The following is a 19,532-nucleotide window of genomic DNA, read 5'->3' as shown; positions in this document are numbered from 1 at the left end:
GACAGCGCACGCGGGGCACCGCGTGCGCGCACAGAAGGCGACGAGAGGGAATCAGGGTGGATCCCGCACAAGCCAGGTCCGCGGCGCTGGAAGCCGCCGAGGACCTCTTCTACGCCCGCGGCATCCAAGTGGTCTCCATGGACGAGATCCGCGCCGCCTCGGGTGTCTCGCTCAAGCGCCTGTACGCGCTCTTCCCCTCCAAGTCCGCGCTGGTCCGTGCCTGCCTCGATGCCAGGGACACCCGGTGGCGCGCTCAGCTCGCCGCATACGTGGACAGTCGCCCGGGCCCGCCGCGGGACCGGGTCCTCGCGGTCTTCGACTGGCTGCACCTGTGGTTCTCCGAGCCCGGCTTCCGCGGCTGTGCCTTCACCAACAGCTTCGGTGAGATCGGCGCGACGGACGCCTCCGTCGCCGACGTCGCGCGCCTCCACAAGGAAGCCTTCCGTGCCTACGTCACCGGCCTGGTCGTGGCCGCGGGAGAGCCGGAGGACTCCGCCGTCGCCTACGTGCTGCTCGCCGAAGGCGCGATGGTCACCGCGGCCGTCGCCGGGACGCCCGAGCCCGCCCACCAGGCCCGGAGGGCGGCCGTGCGGCTCCTGGCGGATGCCGCCGTCACCTGATTCGCTCTGGGCGTACGCACCCGCAACGGGACGCCCGCACCTGTTTGGATGACTGCCATGCCGATCTTCAGCACGTACGACGGAACCGGACTGGCCTACCACCTGGTGGGCGAGGGTGAACCGCTGATCTGCCTGCCGGGTGGCCCCATGCGGGCGGCCCGCTATTTCGGCGACCTCGGCGGCCTGTCCCGGGTGCGGCAGCTGGTGCTGCTGGATCTGCGGGGCACCGGGGAATCCGCCGTCCCGGACGACCCCTCGACCTACCGGATCGACCGTCTCGTCGAGGACGTCGAGGCGCTCCGCGCGCATCTCGGCCTCGAACGGGCCGATGTGCTGGGCCACTCCGCCTCCGGTGAGCTCGCCGCGCTCTACGCCGCGAAGTACCCCCGGCGACTGCGCTCCCTCACGCTCGTCACGCCCGGGACGGGCACCCTGGGCCTTCCCGCCACCGACCAGGACCGGCGCGACGCAGCGGCGCTGCGCGCCCACGAGCCGTGGTACGCCGAGGCCAGGGCCGCGCTGGACGAGATCCAGGCCGGACGCGCCACGCCCGAGGCATGGGCGGGGATCCGGCCGTTCATGTACGGGCGCTGGGACGCCGCCGCCCAGGCCCATGCCGCCGAATCCCCCGCGCAGCGGAACGCCCTGGCCGGGTCGCTCTACTACCCGGAGGGCGGCCTCGAGACCGACGCCGCGGTCGCCGCACTCCGCGAGCTGCCGGTGCCCGTGCTCGTCCTCGCGGGGGAGTACGACGGAGGCCCCAGTCCCGACCGCGCGGCGGAACTCGCCGCGCTCTTCCCCCACTCGGAGTTCGTCGTCCAGCGGGGCGCCGGCCACTTCCCGTGGATGGACGACCCCGGCGCCTTCGTCCGCACCGTCACGGCCTTCCTGGACCCCGACGTCAGCAGTGTGCAGGCGGGCGGGATCCGGCTCGCGTACCGCACCTGGGGCGACCCCTCGGCCCCGCCCGTCGTCCTCGCCCACGGGAGGGGCGGGAGCAGCCTGGACTGGACGGGCATCGCCGAACGACTCGCGGCACGCCACCGGGTGTACGCACTCGACTTCCGGGGCCACGGCCTCAGCGACTGGCCGGGCCGCTACTCCTTCGAATTCTTCCGTGACGACCTGCACGCCTTCCTGGAGGCCCGCAACCTCGCCGGCGCCACGGTGATCGGGCACTCGATGGGCGGAGCGGCTGCCCTGCTGCTGGCCGAGCGGTACCCGGACCTGGTCGGGGCCCTGGTCGTCGAGGACGCCCCGCCCCTGCTCCCACTCGACCCGCCCCGTGCGCCGGCCGAACGGCCGCCGGGTGAGCTCGGCTTCGACTGGCAGGTCGTCCCGTCCATCGACGCCCAGCTCAACGCCCCTGACCCGGCCGCACGGGAGTGCCTGGGCGAGATCACCGCCCCGGCCCTCGTCGTCGGAGGATCCCGCAGCCATGTGGACCAGGAGCAACTGGCCTGGATGGCAGAGCAGATACCCGGAGGACGGTTCGCCTCCGTCGACGCCGGCCACCTCGTGCACGCCGACGATCCAGAGGCGTTCCTCGAGGCCCTCAGGTCCTTCGGTATCGGCTGACGGGCCCCACGGGGACCCGCCGGCCGCACCTCCCGCCGCGTCAGCCGCGGTGGAGCAGAGTCACCATGACCTCGTACAGCGTCGCCTCCGGGTCCGCCGCAGCGCCGTGCGAACGCCAGGCCACGAAGCCGTCGGGCCGCACCAGAACAGCGCCTTCGGCGGACGTTCCATGGGCGGCGGCCCAGTCGGCCCCCTCCTCGGGCGCCAGGTCGGCGCCCGGGGAGGCGCCGATCCCGAAGGCCTCCAGCGGGACCGACAGGCGCTTGGCCACCTGCTCCGCCGCCGTACGCCAGTCCGGACAGCCGGCGTCGCACAGCAGCACGAACGACTTCTCGTACAGATCCAGCGTCGACACGCGCCCGCCGTCCCGCCCGAGCCACATGTGCGGTGCCCTGGTGCCGGGTTCACCCGTCAGGCCCATGCCTTCGGGCACCACCGGAAGGTTGGGGTCGACGTCCAGGACCGCGCCGCGCACATAGCGGTAGCCGAGTGCGACCGTGAGCATGCCGCCCTTGCGGCCGCCGCCACCCGGGCCGGGTGATCCGGCGTACCCCGGGTGGCTGTGCTCTCCCGAACGTGCCGACGCGCGCGCACTCGTGGCCTTGGCCACGGGCAGCCTCTCCGCCTCGTACGTCTGGAGAAGCCCCGGTCCCGCCGCCTCGTCGAGCACGGCAGCCAGTTTCCACGCCAGGTTGTGCGCGTCCTGGATACCGGTGTTGGAGCCGAACGCCCCGGTGGGGGACATCTCGTGCGCCGAGTCCCCGGCCAGGAAGACCCGGCCGGAACCGTACCGCTCGGCGACCCGCTCGGCGGCGTGCCACGGCGCCTTCCCCGTGATCTCGACGTCCAGGTCCGGCGCACCGACCGCCCTGCGGATGTGCTCCGCGCACCGCTCGTCGGTGAAGTCCTCCAGCTCCTCGCCCCGGTCGGGCTGCCACGGCGCGTGGAACACCCACTGCTCCTCGTTGTCCACGGGCAGCAGCGCCCCGTCCGCGTCCGGGGTGGTCAGGTAGCAGACGATGAAGCGCCGGTCGCCCACCACGGAGGCGAGCCGCCGCGAGCGGAACGTGATGCTCACGTTGTGGAAGAGGTCTCCGGGGCCCGTCCGGCCGATACCCAGCTGCTCCCGGATCGGACTGCGGGGTCCGTCGGCCGCGACGAGATAGTCGGCGCGGACCGTGGTGTGCTCCCCGGTCTCCCGGTTCTTGACCACGGCGGTGACCCCGTCCGCGTCCTGCTCGAAGCTGAGCAGCTCGGTGGAGAAGCGCAGCTCGCTGCCCTGTGCCCGGGCGTGGGACACCAGCACCGGCTCCAGGTCGTTCTGGCTGCACAGGCACCAGCCGCTCGGGCTGAACCTGGCGATCCCGCCGCCCGGGTCGATTTCCTTGAACAGCCACTCCTGGTCGTCGCCGGTGAGCGACCCGGCCTGAAGGATTCCGTGATTGTCCGCCAGCACGGACGCGGCGTCCCGGATCAGCTGCTCCGCCCCCGCGGTCCGGAACACCTCCATCGTCCGGACGTTGTTCCCCCGCCCTCGCGGGTGGGTCGAGGTGCTGCTGTGTTTCTCCACCAGCAGGTGGCGGACGCCGAGCCGGCTCAGGAAGAGGGAGGCGGACAGGCCCACCAGGGAGCCGCCCACGATGAGGACCGGTACGCGGAGGTCGACGTTCTCGTTCATCAGTTGCTCCAGCTCGGACGCGGGACGGATGCAGTGTCCATGCCCTCGCGGGATGCCTTCGGCCGGGCTTCGGCCGCCGCCTCACCTGAACGGTTCATAAATCTCGCGCCGCTCGTACCAGCGTTCCACGATCAGTCGCGGGAGCGATGCTCGCCATGCGGGGGCGGACTTCGTGCCGGCGGGCAGGGACCTGCGCCGCTTCCACCGAAACCGACGGATGACGAGAGGCCACGGGACGTGGCCGCCGCGCCGTCTCGAAGGAGAGCGAAAGATGACAACCCTCTCGGAACGGATATCTCAGTCCGCCTTCGACGGTTCGAGGCTCCGGGTCATACTGCTGCTGGACCTGCACGACGGCGCCCAGAACCAGTTCCTCGAGGCGTACGAGCACATGCGCAACCAGGTGGCCTCGATCCCCGGACACATCAGCGACCAGCTGTGCCAGTCCATCGAGAATCCCTCGCAGTGGCTCATCACCAGTGAGTGGGAGAGCGCGCCGCCTTTCCTCGCCTGGGTGAACAGCGAGGAGCACGTGGCCACGGTGCAGCCGCTGCACAGCTGTGTCCGCGACACACGCTCCCTTCGCTTCAGCGTTCTGCGGGAGACCGGGGTCGCCTTCGAGGGCACTCCCGAGCCTGCCAAGGGCCGCCTCCAGGCCGCGCCGCGACTGGGCGACGGCGTCGTACGTCACGCGCTCACCTTCACGGTGAAGCCGGGCACGGAGGAGATGGTCGCGAAGATCCTCGCCGACTACGACTCCCCGCAGTCCCGCGTCGACGAGAACACCCGGCTGCGCCGTACCTCGCTCTTCATGCACGGAAACCGTGTCGTGCGAGCGGTCGAGGTCGAGGGCGACCTCATGGCGGCTCTGCGCCACGTCTCCCGCCAGCCCGAGGTCAGGGCCGTCGAGGAGGCCATCAACCCCTACCTGGAGCAGGACCGCGACCTCAGCGACCCCGACTCCGCCCGGATGTTCTTCACCAGGGCCGCCCTCCCCACCGTCCACCACGTGACAGCGGGCCGGCACGCCCCCGAGGGCGTCCAGCGGCACTCGCTGTTCTACCAGGCCAAGGAAGGCTGCGGCATGGCACTGGCCCGGCTGCTCGCCGGCCAGGACGAGGAAGCGGCGAACGACGCGTCGAGCCCCATCGAGAGCAGCACCATCTTCCAGCGCGACGACATCGTGGTGCGGCTTCTCGAGGTGAGCGGTCCGCTCGACGCCCAGCCCTCGCAGGCACTCGGCATCGGCGGCCACCGCAAGGCGGCCATGCTCGGCCGGCTGCTCGACGGCGGTGCGAACGGCATGCCGACGACCGACCAGGAGGCCGCGCGCTTCCTCGCGCAGGCCGAGATGAACCTGATCACCGACCGTCGGGCCACCGAGTCCTGACGCGTCACCGGCAGCGGGGCCACCCCGCGCTGCCGTCACACCGCACAACGTGCCTGGAGGAGAACAGCCATGACCACGCACCGGCCTCGCATCGTGGACCTCAGCGAGACTCAGCCCAATCGCAGGCGCGGCGGCGACCTGCGCGCCATGCTCACGCCCACGGCGGTGGGCGCCACCAGCGGCTTCATGGGGCTGGCCATCGTCGCCCCGGGAGACCGGATCGGCGAGCACTACCACCCGTACTCCGAGGAATTCGTGTACGTCGTGGACGGGCTCCTCGAAGTGGACCTGGACGGCGAATCACACCCGATGCGCCCCGACCAGGGTCTGCTGATCCCGCCGCACGTCCGTCACCGCTTCCGCAACGTGGGTGACGTGGAGGCGCGCATGGTCTTCCACCTCGGCCCGCTCGCCCCCCGGCCCGAACTCGGGCACGTGGACACCGAGGTCACGGAGACCGCGGACCCCAGTGACGGCTACGCGCCGCCAGAACGAACGGGGGCGGCCTCATGACCCGGCGCGTGGCCGTCACCGGGGTCGGCGTCGTCGCACCCGGTGGCATCGGAGCACCGGCGTTCTGGGATCTGCTCGCCAACGGCCGTACCGCGACACGCGGGATCACCCTGTTCGACCCGGCGGAGTTCCGATCGCGCATCGCCGCCGAGTGCGACTTCGATCCCGTCGCCCACGGCCTGGACGCGGACCTGATCGCCCGCTCGGACCGGTACATCCAGTTCGCCCTGGTGGCGGCCCGGGAGGCACTGGGCGACGCCGGACTCGACCTCGAGAAGGAGGACCCCTGGCGCATCGGGGTCTCCCTCGGCACCGCGGTCGGCGGCACCACGCGCCTGGAGCACGACTACGTCGCGGTCAGCGGCAGCGGTGCGCGCTGGGACGTCGACCACCGGCCGGCGGGCGCCCACCTGGAGCGCGCGTTCGCGCCGAGCACCCTCGCCTCCGCGGTCGCGGAGGAGGTCGGCGCGCACGGACCCGTGCAGACGGTCTCGACCGGCTGCACCTCCGGCCTCGACGCGATCGGGTACGCCTTCCACTCCGTCGAGGAAGGCCGCGTGGACATCTGTGTCGCCGGAGCGTCCGACACACCGATCACCCCCATCACGGTGGCGTGCTTCGACGCGATCAAGGCGACCTCGGCGAACAACGACGACCCGGAGCACGCCTCCAGGCCGTTCGACGCCCGCAGGGACGGCTTCGTCATGGGCGAGGGCGGCGCCGTCCTCATCCTCGAGGAACTGGAGCACGCCCGCGCCCGCGGCGCGACCGTCTACTGCGAGATATCGGGCTACGCCACATTCGGCAACGCCTACCACATGACCGGGCTGACCACCGAGGGTCTGGAGATGGCCGAGGCCATCAACACCGCCCTCGCGCATGCCCGGCTCGACGGATCGCAGGTCGACTACGTCAACGCGCACGGCTCGGGCACCAAGCAGAACGACCGGCACGAGACGGCAGCGGTGAAGCGGGCCCTGGGCGCGCACGCGTACAAGGTCCCGATGAGCTCCATCAAGTCGATGGTCGGCCACTCCCTCGGCGCCATCGGCGCGATCGAGATCGCCGCGTGCGTCCTGGCCCTCAAGCACCAGACGGTGCCGCCGACGGCCAACTACGAGACCGCGGACCCCGAGTGCGATCTCGATTACGTACCCCGCACCGCGCGGCCCCTCAAGCTGCGCAGCGTGCTCTCGGTCGGCAGTGGCTTCGGCGGATTCCAGTCCGCCGTCGCCATGACCAGATCAGGCGGGAGGACCCCATGAACGCCCCGGCAACCCCGGTACGCCGCAGTTCCGTCATCACGGGGATCGGTGTCGTCGCCCCCAACGGCACCGGCGCCGGCGCTTTCTGGAAGCAGACCCAGGAAGGGGTCAGCGTCCTCGACACGGTGTCCCGCGAGGGCTGCGAGAACCTCCCGCTGCGCGTCGCGGGCGAGGTCAGGGATTTTGACCCGGTCGCCTTCATCGAGGAGCGCTTCCTCGTCCAGACCGACCGCTTCACGCACTATGCGATGGCCGCCGCCGATCTCGCGTTGGACGACGCACGGCTCGGACGCGCGGACTACGAGGGCGCGCCGTTCAAGGTGGGCGTGGTCACCGCCGCCGGTTCCGGCGGAGGTGAGTTCGGCCAGCGCGAGCTGCAACGGCTGTGGGGCGAGGGCTCCCGCTTCGTCGGCCCGTACCAGTCCATCGCCTGGTTCTACGCGGCCAGCACCGGACAGATCTCGATCCGCGGCGGCTTCAAGGGGCCGTGCGCCGTCGTCGCCAGCGACGAGGCCGGCGGCCTGGACGCGCTCATGCACGCCGCGCGGTCCATCCGGCGGGGTACGGACGCCGTCGTGGTCGGCGCGGCCGAGGCACCCCTCGCGCCGTACTCGGTGGTCTGCCAGCTCGGCTACGAGGACCTCAGCCTCTGCGAAGACCCCACCCGCGCCTACCGGCCGTTCACCTCGGACGCCTGTGGATTCGTGCCCGCCGAGGGCGGCGCCATGCTGGTGGTCGAGGAGGAGACGACGGCCCGCGAACGCGGTGCGAAGGTCCGGGCAGAACTGGCCGGCCACGCCGCGACCTTCACCGGCGCGGCCCGCTGGGAGGAGTCACGGGCGGGACTGGCCCGGGCGATCGAAGGCGCGCTCCGCGAGGCGGGCTGCGCGCCGGAGGAGATCGACGTCGTGTTCGCCGACGCCCTCGGCGTGCCCGCGGCGGACCGGGCCGAGGCCCTCGCCATCGCCGATGCCCTGGGAGCGCACGGACGCCGGGTCCCGGTGACCGCGCCCAAGACCGGCACCGGCCGCGCCTACTGCGGCGCACCCGTGCTCGACACCTCCGCCGCGGTACTCGCCATGGAACACGGCATGGTTCCGCCGACGCCCAACGTCTTCGACGTGTGCCACGACCTGGACGTGGTCACCGGGCGCGCGCGTCCCGCCGAACTGCGCACCGCGCTCGTCCTGAGCCGCGGGCTGATGGGCTCGAACTCGGCCCTGGTGCTGCGCCGCCCCACCGACATCTCGCTCTGAGAAGGAGTAGCCCCTCATGACCGCTCAGCTGACGTACGAAGAACTGGCCGCGCTGATGAAGAGCGGCGCCGGCCTGACGGTCGACCCGTCGGAGATGGAGAGCCGTCCCGGCTCCGCCTTCGACGCGTACGGCCTGGACTCGCTCGGCCTGCTCGGCATCGTGGCCGCGCTGGAGAACCGGTACGGCCACCCGCTGCCGGTCGACGCCGACCGGTGCAAGACGCCCGGCGAGTTCCTCGACCTCGTGAACAACACCCTCGTGACAGGAGCCTGACATGACTGGACACACCGAGAACGAGATCACCATCGCCGCCCCCCTGGACCTCGTCTGGGACATGACGAACGATCTCGAGAACTGGCCGCAGCTGTTCAGCGAGTACGCGTCCGTCGAGGTGATGAAGCGGGAGGGCCAGAAGACGACCTTCCGCCTCACCATGCACCCCGACGACAACGGCAAGGTCTGGAGCTGGGTCTCCGAGCGCACCACGGACCGCCAGGGACGCAACGTACGCGCCCGGCGCGTCGAGACCGGGCCGTTCCAGCACATGGACATCCGGTGGGAGTACTCGGAGGTCCCGGGCGGCACCCGCATGCACTGGCGCCAGGACTTCGCGATGCGCCCCGACGCACCGGTCGACGACGCGTGGATGACCGACAACATCAACCGCAACTCGCGCGTCCAGCTGGAGCTCATCCGCGACAAGATCGAGCAGCGCGACCGCGAGCGCCGCTCCGCCTCGGTCCCCGCCAACTGATGCCCCGAAAGGCAGCCAGATGCACCACGCACTGATCGTCGCCCGCATGGCGCCGGAGTCCGCGCCGGACATCGCGAAGCTGTTCGCGGACTCGGACAACACCGAGCTGCCGCACCTCGTCGGCGTCAACAGGCGCACCCTGTTCCAGTTCGGCGACGTGTATCTCCACCTGATCGAATCCGAACGGCCCCCGGGCCCGGAGATCGCCAAGGTGACGGAGCACCCGGAGTTCAAGGCCATCAGCGACCGGCTGACCGCCTTCGTGAGCCCGTACGACCCGGAGACGTGGCGCGGTCCGAAGGACGCGATGGCGCAGCAGTTCTACCGGTGGCAGAGCGACGGCTCCGCCTGACACGCAGGTGATCGCCCCGGGTCCGGCACTCAGGTGCCGGACCCGGGGCGATCTGCGCGTGTGCCCCGCGCTACGGCACGACGCACTCGAACGCGTGCAGGTACGCGTTGACCGGGTGGACCTCGCCGACGCGCAGGCCGGCGTCGGACATCCGGCCGACCAGGCTCTCCCGGGTGTGCTTGGCACCCCCGACGTTGAGCAGGAGCAGCAGGTCCATGGCCGTGGTGAACCTCATCGACGGGGTGTCGTCCACGAGATTCTCGATGATCACCACGCGGGCGCCGGGGCGGGCCGCGGCGACCACGTTCCGCAGGGTCCTGCGGGTGCTCTCGTCATCCCATTCGAGGATGTTCTTGATGATGTACAGGTCCACCTCGAACGGGATGTCCTCGCGGCAGTCGCCGGGCACGATCCGTACACGGTCCGCGAGGCTGCCGCCGTCCCGCAGCCTGGCGTCCGCGCGGGCCACGACACCCGGCAGGTCCAGGAGCGTTCCCTGGACCGAGGGGTGCTTCTCCAGCAGACTCGCGAGAACGTGTCCCTGGCCGCCGCCGATGTCGGCGACCGAGGACACCCCGGTGAGGTCCAGGAGGTCGGCGACATCCTGCGCCGACTGCACGCTGGAGGTGGTCATCGCCCGGTTGAACACCTGGGCGGACTCGCCCGCGTCCTGGTGGAGGTATTCGAAGAAGCCCTTGCCGAACGTCTCGGGGAAGACGCTCGTGCCGGAGCGCACCGCGTCGTCGAGGCGCGGCCAGACCTCCCAGGTCCAGGGTTCGGTGCACCACAGGGAGATGTAGCGCAGGCTGTTCGGGTCGTCCTCGCGCAGCAGCCGGGACATCTCGGAGTGGACGAACTTCCCGTCCGCCGTCTCCTCGAAGATCCCGTAGCAGCACAGTGCGCGCAGCAGCCGGCGCAGAGGGACCGGCTCGGCGTCCACGACCAGGGCGAGCTCGGCCGCCGAAGCCGGTGCCTCGCCCAGCGCGTCGGCCACGCGCAGCCTCGCCGCCGCGCGCACGGCCGCGGCGCAGGCGGCCCCGAACGCGAGCTCCCGCAGCCGCATGGACGGCGGCGGGTTCTGGGTGGCCGAGACCGGGGGCGCGGTGGCAGGGGGCGCGACCGGGGTGGTGTCGGGGGTGGGACTCACGGTGGTCATACCGTCTCGTTCCTCCTTGTGCGGCGGTGGGCCGTCATCCGGCACACATCCCGGCCGGGACGGACGTCCCGCACGTGTTGCTGACGAAGGTGTTGCCGGTACCCGAGGTGTCGCGGTTGGCGAGGTCGGCCGGCTTGTTGCCCTGCACGAGGTTGCGGCTGATGGTGTTGTCGGTGTTGAGCGCACCCACGAAGCTCTTGAACAGCAGAATGCCGCCGGAGAGCGGGGTCGAGCCGACGTTGTCGCGGATGACGTTGGAACGTACGGTCGTGGCCTCGCTGCCGGTGAGGACGATGCCGGATCCCTGGATCGCGGACAGACGCGGCGTGGCCGGACAGAACTTGTTGTTCTTGACGATCCGGTTGCCGCTGATGGTCATCGCACCCGCCGCGGGCTTGGACTCGTCGCCCACGACGAAGACCCCGCTGCAGTTGCCCGTCAGAGTGTTGCCGTCGATCACGAGGTTCCTCACCCGGCGGGCGGTGACGCCGATCCGGTTCCCGCTCACGGAGTTGTCGACGACCAGGGTCCCGCCGGTGTCGGTCGCTCCGCCCTCCTCGCTGACCGAGTTGGCTACGAAGATGCCCGCGTCGCCGTTGCCGGTGGCGGTGTTGTGCCGGAAGTCACCGCGGGTGGACCGCTCCTGGGCGATGCCCCAGGTGCCGTTGCTGCCGGCCGCCACCCTGCGGACGGAGAGCCTGTCGGTCCAGGACGCCCAGATGCCGCTCTTGTCGAAGCCGGAGACGGTCAGTGAACGGATGCGGACATCGTCGACCGTGCGGCTCTTCGTCCCGATGACGCAGATGCCGTTCCCGCCCGTGGCGCAGGCGTTGGCGGCCTTGGCCTTCTTGGCGGTCTTTGCTCCCTTCGCGGCCGGCGGAGCGAGCACCGTCCGCTCACCGGTGCCGCGCAGGGTCAGGCCGGGCGTGGTGATCAGGACGCTCTCACGGTAGGTGCCGGCCAGGACGACGACGGTGTCTCCGGGCCGGGCCGCGTCCACCGCGCTCTGGATCGATTCGCCCGGGTGCACCACGAGGTCACTGTGCCCGGACGCGGCGGAGGGCACGGCCGCGAGACCCAGGGCCGTGGCAGTGGAGACGGTGATACCCGCCAGGCATTTCATGTGTCTTCTGCTCATGAGCCGAAGCTATGGGCCATCAACCGCCCGTGCCACGCAAGGTGAGCGTATGGATACATGGCGTGCCTGAATGGCTTACTGCGTCCGCGCCCGGGCATCCGCGGCCGTACCGTGGCTCCATGACGGGCGAGCGCGATCTTCGAACACTGCTGCGGGGCATGCGACCGGAGCTCAGGCCCGGCCGCTACGTCTACACGACCCTTCCCGGTGGCGAGGTGCCCCCCGGCGTCACCCCGGTGGTCACCGTCTCCGAGCAGGAAGGGCTGACGCTCGTCGTCCCCGAGGCACAGGCCGAGGAGTCAGGGCTCGACCACCACTTCGTCGCCGCGTGGATCACTCTCCGTGTGCGTTCCGCACTGGACGCCGTCGGACTGACCGCCGCGGTCTCCCTGGCCCTCACCGACGAGGGAATCAGCTGCAACGTCGTCGCCGGATTCCACCACGACCACCTGTTCGTGCCGTACGCGCGTGCGGCCGACGCGGTCCGGGCGCTCGAAGCGCTGTCCGCGGAGTCCGCGTAGGAGTGCCCGGCTCCGCAACGTGAGCCGGGACACGTAACATGGCCCCATGTCCTTCCTCCGCCGCCGTAGCGCCGCCACACCCGCGGGCCCGGACTTCGACGTCCTGGCCATGGACCCGGGGGACTGGCCCGGCAACCTCGGCGCCGGTCTGCTCCCCGCTCCCGACGGGAGCTGTCAGGGCGTGTTCCTGCGGTACGACCTGTTCGGCGGACGCGGCCCCGCGATGATCATCGGTAATCTGCCGGAGGGCTCACCGGCCCGCGAGACCGAGGAGGGCCAGGTCCCCTTCGAGGTCGCCCAGCTGCTCCTCGCTCTCGAGAACGACGAGCCGGTCGAGGTCACCGGCACCGAGGACATGCCCGTCATGCAGGGTGACAGCCTGCTGATCGTGCGTCGCATCAAGCTCTCCGAGAGCCGGATCTCCTGCGTCCAGTTCGACCGCAGCGACGGCGTGCTCGTCACCATCGCCAGCTGGGACCGACCGATCACCGACGATCTGTACGCCCTGCTGAAGCCACTTCCCGCGGAGCTGTTCCAGCAGGGCTGAAACGTCCCTGCGTCAGCAGTCGTGTGACCCGCGCCGCCGATGTCCCGAACCCCGTGGGGCCACTGATGTGCCACGGGGTCCCGGTGCCCCGGCGCAGATCCTCCTCGCGGTAGCGCCGGCAGTCCCGGTGCCAGATCAGGATCCCCGCCATCCAGTGCTGGAGCTCCAGCACATAGCCGGCCAGGACCTCCCTCGCCTCCGCGTCCAGGTCGAAGTCGTCGTAGAGAACCGGCAGTTCCTGCTCGGCGACATGCTGGAACTGGCGCATCCGCGAGTTCATCAGGTCGTGCACGATCGCGACACCCGTCGGATAGTCCACCCCGAAGAAGTTCTGGACGACCAGGACGCCGTTGTGCACCTCGCCCTCGTACTCGATCTCCTTCTGGTACGAGAACAGGTCGTTCAGCAGGCACGCGTAGTCCGCCGCCGCGTTCTCCAGGGAACGCATCGGGCCACTGCGGTAGACGGCGTCCGGCACCTTCCTGCCGTGGCCCAGCCGGCACAGGCTCATCGTGAGGTCCGAGCCGAACGTCGCCCGGCGCATCTCCATGTAGTCCACCGGATCGGGAATCCGGTTCTGCGCCTGGTTCGCCAGCTCCCAGAGCCAGCTCGCCGTCATCGACTCCACGGCCTCCCGGAAGGTGCGGCGCGCGCCCTCGTCCATCGGCCCCGCCGTCCGCTGCCAGAGGTCCCCCAGGCCGCGCTCCAGCGCGTTGACCGGCTCGGGCACGGACGACCCGTCCAGCGGCATGAACAGCGACAGCCGCTCGTTGGCCAGCCGCGCGCCCGCCAGGTCACGCGTCCGGCCGTGCACCACGGGGAACCAGTCGTCGCCGTACGTCCCCCAGGTCAGCCAGCCCGAGGACAGGTCGAGCTCGTCCGGGGTGGCGTCCGGATGCAGCCCCGCGGCGCAGAGGGGCAGATCGGTCGCGACGAGCCGCTCCTCGTCCCAGATGTGCGAACCCGGCACACCCGGCTGGGCCTCCAGCAGCCCCATCCGGCGCGACCAGTCCACGATCCGTACGCGCGCCCCGTCCAGGTGCGGACTCAGCGTCGTGCCGAACGGCATGTCGAAGTCGGGCAGCAGCGACGGACCGACGCGCTGGTATGGCACATGGGTATGGCTGCGCAGCCGGAGCGATTCGGACCGGGGGGTGAGGCGCAGCGAGGCCGCGGCCATGCCGAAACCGGGGACACTCTCACCCGCGCCGCCGCCGTTCATGTAGCGGCTCGAGCGCATGTGCCACTCATGGCCGCCGGACTGCCAGTCCTGAAGCCCCTTGACGTACGCCAGCACAGCGGCCGTCCCGTCGGGGGTGAGACCCTTCTCCGCGCAGAGCGGCCCGAGTTCGGTGAGGGCGGTGTTCTCGAACTGCTGCAGTCGCGACGTGAGCAGATCGTTGACCGCCTCGGCCGCCTCCTGGGTCGAGCAGCCGAGGAACCTCTCCAGGACCAGGACACCGTTGCTGTTCTCGCCCTCGTCCTCGACCTCGCGCTGGTACGAGAACAGGTCGTTGCGCAGATGCACCCCGTCGGAGAAGGCGTCCCTCAGCACGCGCAGCGGGCGCGAACCCGCCACCGCGTCGGGAACCTCCGCGTTCGCGGCGTACTCCACCAGCCCGGCCGACCACGGTGCCCCGCCGACCTTGCGGCGCATCTCGATGTACTCGACGGGGTTGGCGATCCGTCCCTCGTTGATGTTCGAGAGCTCCCACAGGGACTCGTTGAGCAGGTTCTCCGTCGCCTCGGCGAAGCGGGCCCGCCAGGCGTCGGACATGGCCGGTACGGTCCTCGCCCAGAGATCGGCCAGCCCCGCCTCCACCGGATTGTCCGGCTCCGGTGTCGCCGCGCCCCGCTCCATCGGCATGAAGGCGGGCAGCCGGTCCAGATACCGCTTCCCGCCCTCACGGTCCGGAGTGCGTTTGAACAGTTCGAGGAAGTGGTCGTCGAAGAAGAAGACCCACACATACCAGTCGGTGACCAGGGACAAGGCCTCGGCCGAGCAGTCCGGGTGGGTGTACGCGCAGAGCAGCGCGTAGTCGTGGGATTCGAGGTCCTTCTCCTCCCAGATACCGGAGCCCTCCAGCATCCCCATTCCGCGCGCCCACTCCCGGGTATGGGTCCGGGCAGCCTCCAGATGAGGGTTGAGACGCGCCGGGTACGGCACGTAGAAATCCGGCAGTGAGAAGGGCTGTGCCATGTGCGTCCGGCCTTTCCGAGAACTCCGCGCGGTCCACATGGACCGGTCCTGTCGGCGCCAGCACTACCCCTCGGCCATACGGGGCACGCACAGCGCGAAATAGTCACACAAACCCATGACCGGCGGCACACTGCACTCTTGACTCACCAACACCTCCCGCCACAGAGTGTGCGCCGACCGATGAACGCGGGGAGCATCCCCCCGGGAACCGCTTTGCCACCGGGCCAAGAAGGGTTGTCATGACGTCGAAGCAGAGGATCAGACTCGCGCTCGCACTGACCACGGCAGGGGCGCTGAGCGCGGCGCTCCTCTCTCCGGCCGCGGCAGGAGCGGACACCGTACGACCTGACTGTCCGCGCGGGCTCGCCTGCGACTGGGTCCCCGCGGCCTACCAGCAGACCGGTGACCCGGCGGACAAGGAGACCTACGGCAACTACGACACGGCGAACCGGCCCGACAGCAACGCCATCCGGTTCATCGTCCTGCACGACACCGAGGTCGACTACGACACCACCCTGAAGATCTTCCAGAACCCGGCCAACCAGACCTCCGCCCACTACGTCGTGCGCTCTGCCGACGGTCATGTCACACAGATGGTGAAGAACAAGGACGTCGCCTGGCAGGCTGGCAACTGGTACCTCAACTCCCACTCCATCGGCATCGAGCAGGAGGGCGTCGCGGCCGAGGGCGCCAAGTGGTACACCCCCGAGATGTACCGTTCGACCGCACGGCTCGTCCGTCACCTGGCGGCGGAGTACGGCATCCCGCTCGACCGGCAGCACATCCTCGGCCACGACGGCGTGCCTCCCACCAGCGCTGCGGGCACCCGGAACATGCACTGGGACCCGGGCCCCTACTGGGACTGGAACCGTTTCATGGCGTTGCTCGGAAAGCCCACCGTACCGACCGCCCCCAGGAGCAGTGAACTGGTCACCGTCAGCGCGGACTTCACCAAGAACCAGCAGGAGTTCCGCGACTGCGAGAAGAGCGTCGACCTGCCCCGTCAGGGCAGCAGCGCCGTCCCACTGCACACCGAACCCTCCGCGGACTCCCCGCTCTTCTCCGACCCGGGGCTGCACCCGGACGGCTCGCCCGGGACGAACTGCGCGGCGGACTGGGGCAGCAAGATCAGCGCCACCCAGCAGGCCGTCGTAGCCGGCAAGACGCCCGGCTGGACGGCGATCTGGTGGTACGGCGAGAAGGCGTGGTTCCGCACCCCGGCCGGGACCCGGACCGTCACCCCCACATCAGGCCGCGTCGTACGGCCGAAGGCCGGCAAGGAGGAAGTGCCGGTGTACGGCGTCGCCTATCCGGAGAAAGCGGAGTACCCCACGGACTTCCCCAAGCCGACCGTGGGCAGCCCGCTCGTCTACACCATCAAGGCGGGGCAGGCCTTCCCCGGAGGGGGCGAGGCACCCACCGGCTACTACTACGCGCCGACGATCGACGCCTCGAAGCCGTACGACCACACGTACTTCCGCGGAGGCCAGAAGTACGTGACGGTCCAGATCGGCCACCGGATCGGCTTCGTGAAGGCATCCGACGTCGATGTGGTGCGAGCCGGATCGTGAGCGGCTGCTGAGGCAGCGAACGGCGCGCTGCGGGTCCCGTGTGTCGGCACCGGTCCCGCAGCGCGCATCCCCCGTCCGTCAGGCCGGTGTACCCGGCGTGGTCAGCGTGTTCCCACAGCGGCGCGCACGGCCCGCCGGGCCATCGCGCAGTCGTCGTGCAGCCTGCGCAGCAGGAGCCTCTGCTCCTCGCCGGAGGTCAGCAGGCCCTGCCGCGCCTGGCCGCCACCGGCCGGCGCCCCTTCGCGCATGGCCCGCTGGACAGCCGTCTCGTACGTACGGATCTCCCGGGTCAGCACGATCATGAGGTTCACCAGGAAGGCGTCACGGGCGGCGGCTCCGGCCGCCTGTGCCAGCTGGCTGATCTGGCGCCGCGAGGCCGGTGCGTCACCGAGCACGGCCCAGAGCGTCGCCAGGTCGTATCCCGGCAGATACCAGCCTGCGTGCTCCCAGTCGACCAGCACGGGGCCGGTGGGCGGCAGCAGGATGTTCGAGAGCAGGGCGTCGCCGTGACAGAACTGGCCCATGCCCTGTCTGCCGCCCGCGTGGGCCAGACCGTGAAGCAGCTTCTGCAGGTCACCCAGATCACGATCGGTGAAGAGCCCCAGCTCGTGATAGCGGGCGATGCGTGAGGCGTAGTCCAGCGGAGCGTCGAACAGCCCGGCCGGCGGCCTCCAGGCATTGATCCGGCTGACGGCTCCGAGTACGGCCCGCAGATCCGCACGCGGCGGCGCCTCCGCGGGGTGCCTCGTCAGCGCCGCGACCCGTCCGGGCATCCGCTCGATCACCAGGGTGCAGTTCTCCGGATCGGCTGCGATGAGCCGCGGGGCCCTGACCGGCGGGCGGTGCCTGACGAAGGCGCGGTATGCCGCTATTTCGTGCCGGAACCGCTCCGTCCACGCGGGGGAGTGATCGAGTAAACACTTGGCCACCGCGGTCGCGCGGCCGGTGGTGCCCACGATGAGGACCGAGCGCCCGCTGCGGCGCAGCACCTGCACGGGATTGAACTCCGGGCAGATGCGGTGCACGGAGGCGATGGCCATCCGCAGCTGCGCACCCTGGGCACCGGACAGGTCCAGTCTTCCGCTGAGCGGTTGGGAGCCCGGCCCCGCCGTCCGCCGGGTCCGACCCGTGCCGGACGCCGGTGACGCGGCGCGGGGGTCGAGATACGGCCCGCCGCCCGCTCCCGAGGGACGGAGCGGCCGGGGCGGGGCGGACACGGAGGACGATGCTGTGTACATGGGCGACAGATCCCTTCGTGCGCCGACAAGTTACGTGCGCCGCCCCGGCCGGCGGCCGTTCGGCACCCTGGGGAGTACCTAGGGCTGCCGGGCGGGGTGGCGCTTTCCTACCTGACACCGGCCCGCGGGTGGCACAACATCTAGCGACCCCTGGCGAACCCTGGCGAATATTCGCCCGGCATCCGCCGGGGGGTAGGGTCAAGTCAGCCGAGAACCTGGGGGCTTGACGTGACCGGAGAACCCAACACCCGTCTTTCCGACCTGTTCGGCCTGGCCGGCTGGTCCAAGGGCGAACTCGCGAGAATGGTGAACAGGCAGGCGGCGGCCATGGGCCACCTCCAACTCGCCACCGACACCTCGCGGGTGCGGCGCTGGATCGACATGGGGGAGTCCCCCCGCGATCCCGTGCCGGAGGTGCTGGCAGCTCTGTTCACCGAGCGGCTCGGCCGTGTCGTGACCATCGAGGACCTCGGGTTCGGCCGGCGCGGGCGTGTGGGGAAGCGGCGAAAAGCCGGGACGGAAGACAATCCCGACGGTTTGCCGTGGGCGCCCGAACGGACGGCAGCGGTCCTCACCGAATTCACGGGAATGGACCTCATGCTCAACCGACGCGGCTTGGTGGGCGCGGGCGCCGCGCTCGCCGCCGGCTCAGCTCTCACCAGCGCCATGTACGACTGGCTGCATACAGATCCCGCTCCGGCGGCCCGGGCCTCCCGGCTCAACGACCCTCTGTACGCCGACAACGCCGGCTTCGACCTGTACGAGGCCGCGCCCATCGGGTCCGAGGAGATCGAGGCGCTCGAGCGCTCGGTCGAGGTGTTCCGGGCCTGGGACGCCTCCAGAGGTGGCGGGCTCCAGCGCAAGGCCGTCGTGGGCCAGCTCAACGAAGTGGGCGGCATGCTCGCCTACAAACACCCCGAGCATCTGCAGCGCCGTCTCTGGGGCGTCGCCGCCAACCTCGCGGTCCTCGCCGGCTGGATGTCCCACGACGTCGGCCTCGAACCCACCGCCCAGAAGTACTTCGTGATCGCCGCCCACGCGGCGCGCGAGGGCGGCGACCGTCCCCGCGCGGGCGAGGCGCTCTCGCGTGCCGCCCGCCAGATGGTCCATCTGGGCAGGCCCGACGACGCCCTGGACCTGATGAAGCTCGCCAAGTCCGGTTCCGGGGAGGAGACCCTGCCGCGTACACGGGCCATGCTGCACACCATCGAGGCCTGGGCACAGGCGTCGATGGGGCGCGGGCAGGCGATGCGGCGCACCCTCGGCGAGGCGGAGGAGCTCTTCGTCTCGGACAAGGGCGATGTGCCGCCGCCGAGCTGGATGCAGATGTTCGACGAGGCGGACATGCACGGGATGCAGGCACTCGCTTTCCGTACGCTGGCCGAGCACGACCCGGGGGCGGCCTCCACCGCCCAGCGCCACGCCAAGCAGGCACTCGATCTGCGGATGAACGGCCGCCAGCGGTCCAAGATCTTCGACTACATCTCACTCGCCTCGGCGTGCTTCATCGCCGACGACCCCGAGCAGGCCGATCGCTACGCACGGCTGGCCCTGGTGTCGATGGGGGAGACGTCCTCGCACCGGACCTGGGACCGGCTGCGCGAGATGTACCGGCTCACCGGCCAGTTCGCGGGTTACGCCAAGATCGAGGACCTGCGCGAGGAGATCGAGCTCGCCCTGCCCTCGAGCGGAGCCGGGAAGAAGGCCAAGGGCTCCCAGATCTGATCCGGGCAGCCGTCGATGAGCGCACCGGA

18 protein-coding genes are annotated in these 19,532 nt (G+C 70.6%); 13 read left to right on the top strand and 5 right to left on the bottom strand.

Annotated features, from left to right (window positions below; genetic code table 11):
* Positions 1-56 precede the first annotated feature (56 nt).
* Together ACIP63_RS15360 and ACIP63_RS15355 are read left to right on the top strand one after the other, a co-directional pair.
* Complete coding sequence (locus ACIP63_RS15360) at positions 57-620, top strand: TetR/AcrR family transcriptional regulator (RefSeq protein WP_401515562.1); 564 nt, start codon at positions 57-59, stop codon at positions 618-620.
* Positions 621-677: 57 nt separating this feature from the next.
* Positions 678-2,198: an alpha/beta fold hydrolase gene (locus ACIP63_RS15355; protein WP_401515560.1), complete on the top strand. Its 1,521-nt coding sequence runs from the start codon at positions 678-680 to the stop codon at positions 2,196-2,198.
* 40 nt (positions 2,199-2,238) lie between these two features.
* On the opposite strand, the gene ACIP63_RS15350 is transcribed toward ACIP63_RS15355, so the two are convergent.
* Complete coding sequence (locus ACIP63_RS15350; protein ID WP_401515557.1) at positions 2,239-3,876, bottom strand: FAD-dependent oxidoreductase; 1,638 nt, start codon at positions 3,874-3,876, stop codon at positions 2,239-2,241.
* A gap of 271 nt (positions 3,877-4,147) precedes the next feature.
* Here ACIP63_RS15350 and ACIP63_RS15345 point away from each other — a divergent pair, with 271 nt between their 5' ends.
* The 7 genes from ACIP63_RS15345 to ACIP63_RS15315 all read left to right on the top strand — a co-directional run bounded on the left by ACIP63_RS15345 (position 4,148) and on the right by ACIP63_RS15315 (position 9,407).
* The gene (locus ACIP63_RS15345; RefSeq protein WP_401515555.1) at positions 4,148-5,266 is read left to right on the top strand and encodes a TcmI family type II polyketide cyclase; all 1,119 of its coding nucleotides are present in this window, start codon (positions 4,148-4,150) and stop codon (positions 5,264-5,266) included.
* Between the two features lie 69 nt (positions 5,267-5,335).
* Complete coding sequence (locus tag ACIP63_RS15340) at positions 5,336-5,779, top strand: cupin domain-containing protein (RefSeq protein ID WP_362930971.1); 444 nt, start codon at positions 5,336-5,338, stop codon at positions 5,777-5,779.
* On the top strand, positions 5,776-7,044 hold the full coding sequence (locus ACIP63_RS15335; protein WP_401515552.1) for a beta-ketoacyl-[acyl-carrier-protein] synthase family protein: 1,269 nt from the start codon (positions 5,776-5,778) through the stop codon (positions 7,042-7,044). The genes ACIP63_RS15340 and ACIP63_RS15335 overlap by 4 nt, the downstream gene beginning before the upstream one ends.
* Positions 7,041-8,300 carry a ketosynthase chain-length factor gene (locus ACIP63_RS15330; RefSeq protein ID WP_401515549.1) on the top strand — a complete coding sequence of 420 codons (1,260 nt, stop codon included), beginning with the start codon at positions 7,041-7,043 and terminating at the stop codon, positions 8,298-8,300. The genes ACIP63_RS15335 and ACIP63_RS15330 overlap by 4 nt, the downstream gene beginning before the upstream one ends.
* A 16-nt stretch (positions 8,301-8,316) precedes the next feature.
* Entirely contained in the window at positions 8,317-8,574 is a 258-nt protein-coding gene (locus ACIP63_RS15325) for an acyl carrier protein (RefSeq protein WP_401515548.1), read from the top strand.
* Position 8,575: 1 nt separating this feature from the next.
* The gene (locus ACIP63_RS15320) at positions 8,576-9,055 is read left to right on the top strand and encodes an SRPBCC family protein (RefSeq protein ID WP_401515545.1); all 480 of its coding nucleotides are present in this window, start codon (positions 8,576-8,578) and stop codon (positions 9,053-9,055) included.
* A gap of 19 nt (positions 9,056-9,074) precedes the next feature.
* A complete protein-coding gene (locus ACIP63_RS15315; RefSeq protein ID WP_401515542.1) occupies positions 9,075-9,407 on the top strand; it encodes a TcmI family type II polyketide cyclase in 333 nt (110 codons plus the stop codon).
* A 70-nt stretch (positions 9,408-9,477) separates the two neighbouring features.
* Here the strand turns inward: ACIP63_RS15315 and ACIP63_RS15310 are convergent, their stop codons facing one another.
* Both ACIP63_RS15310 and ACIP63_RS15305 read right to left on the bottom strand, forming a co-directional pair.
* Positions 9,478-10,563 carry a methyltransferase gene (locus ACIP63_RS15310; RefSeq protein WP_401515541.1) on the bottom strand — a complete coding sequence of 362 codons (1,086 nt, stop codon included), beginning with the start codon at positions 10,561-10,563 and terminating at the stop codon, positions 9,478-9,480.
* A gap of 34 nt (positions 10,564-10,597) precedes the next feature.
* Positions 10,598-11,701, bottom strand: a complete 1,104-nt coding sequence (locus ACIP63_RS15305) for a nitrous oxide reductase family maturation protein NosD (RefSeq protein WP_401515538.1) — start codon at positions 11,699-11,701, stop codon at positions 10,598-10,600.
* Positions 11,702-11,820: 119 nt separating this feature from the next.
* Between ACIP63_RS15305 and ACIP63_RS15300 the strand changes: the two genes are divergently transcribed.
* The gene (locus tag ACIP63_RS15300; protein ID WP_401515535.1) at positions 11,821-12,222 is read left to right on the top strand and encodes an ACT domain-containing protein; all 402 of its coding nucleotides are present in this window, start codon (positions 11,821-11,823) and stop codon (positions 12,220-12,222) included.
* A gap of 46 nt (positions 12,223-12,268) precedes the next feature.
* Positions 12,269-12,769, top strand: coding sequence for a hypothetical protein (locus ACIP63_RS15295; protein WP_351274723.1), 501 nt, complete (start codon positions 12,269-12,271; stop codon positions 12,767-12,769).
* Here ACIP63_RS15295 and ACIP63_RS15290 read toward each other — a convergent pair.
* The gene (locus ACIP63_RS15290; protein WP_401515532.1) at positions 12,708-14,969 is read right to left on the bottom strand and encodes a germacradienol/geosmin synthase; all 2,262 of its coding nucleotides are present in this window, start codon (positions 14,967-14,969) and stop codon (positions 12,708-12,710) included. The two genes, ACIP63_RS15295 and ACIP63_RS15290, sit on opposite strands and share 62 nt — an antisense overlap.
* A 239-nt stretch (positions 14,970-15,208) precedes the next feature.
* Here ACIP63_RS15290 and ACIP63_RS15285 point away from each other — a divergent pair, with 239 nt between their 5' ends.
* On the top strand, positions 15,209-16,540 hold the full coding sequence (locus ACIP63_RS15285) for an N-acetylmuramoyl-L-alanine amidase (RefSeq protein WP_401515529.1): 1,332 nt from the start codon (positions 15,209-15,211) through the stop codon (positions 16,538-16,540).
* Between the two features lie 101 nt (positions 16,541-16,641).
* Here the strand turns inward: ACIP63_RS15285 and ACIP63_RS15280 are convergent, their stop codons facing one another.
* Complete coding sequence (locus ACIP63_RS15280) at positions 16,642-17,778, bottom strand: aminoglycoside phosphotransferase family protein (protein WP_393754351.1); 1,137 nt, start codon at positions 17,776-17,778, stop codon at positions 16,642-16,644.
* A gap of 228 nt (positions 17,779-18,006) precedes the next feature.
* Here ACIP63_RS15280 and ACIP63_RS15275 point away from each other — a divergent pair, with 228 nt between their 5' ends.
* A complete protein-coding gene (locus tag ACIP63_RS15275) occupies positions 18,007-19,503 on the top strand; it encodes a hypothetical protein (protein ID WP_401515527.1) in 1,497 nt (498 codons plus the stop codon).
* The last annotated feature ends 29 nt before the right edge of the window (positions 19,504-19,532 follow it).

Origin of the sequence: Streptomyces sp. NPDC088746, from assembly GCF_044751065.1 — a bacterium.
Lineage (GTDB): Bacteria > Actinomycetota > Actinomycetes > Streptomycetales > Streptomycetaceae > Streptomyces.
Note: the sequence above shows the minus strand (reverse complement) of the source record. Positions and strands in the feature narration are given on the sequence as shown.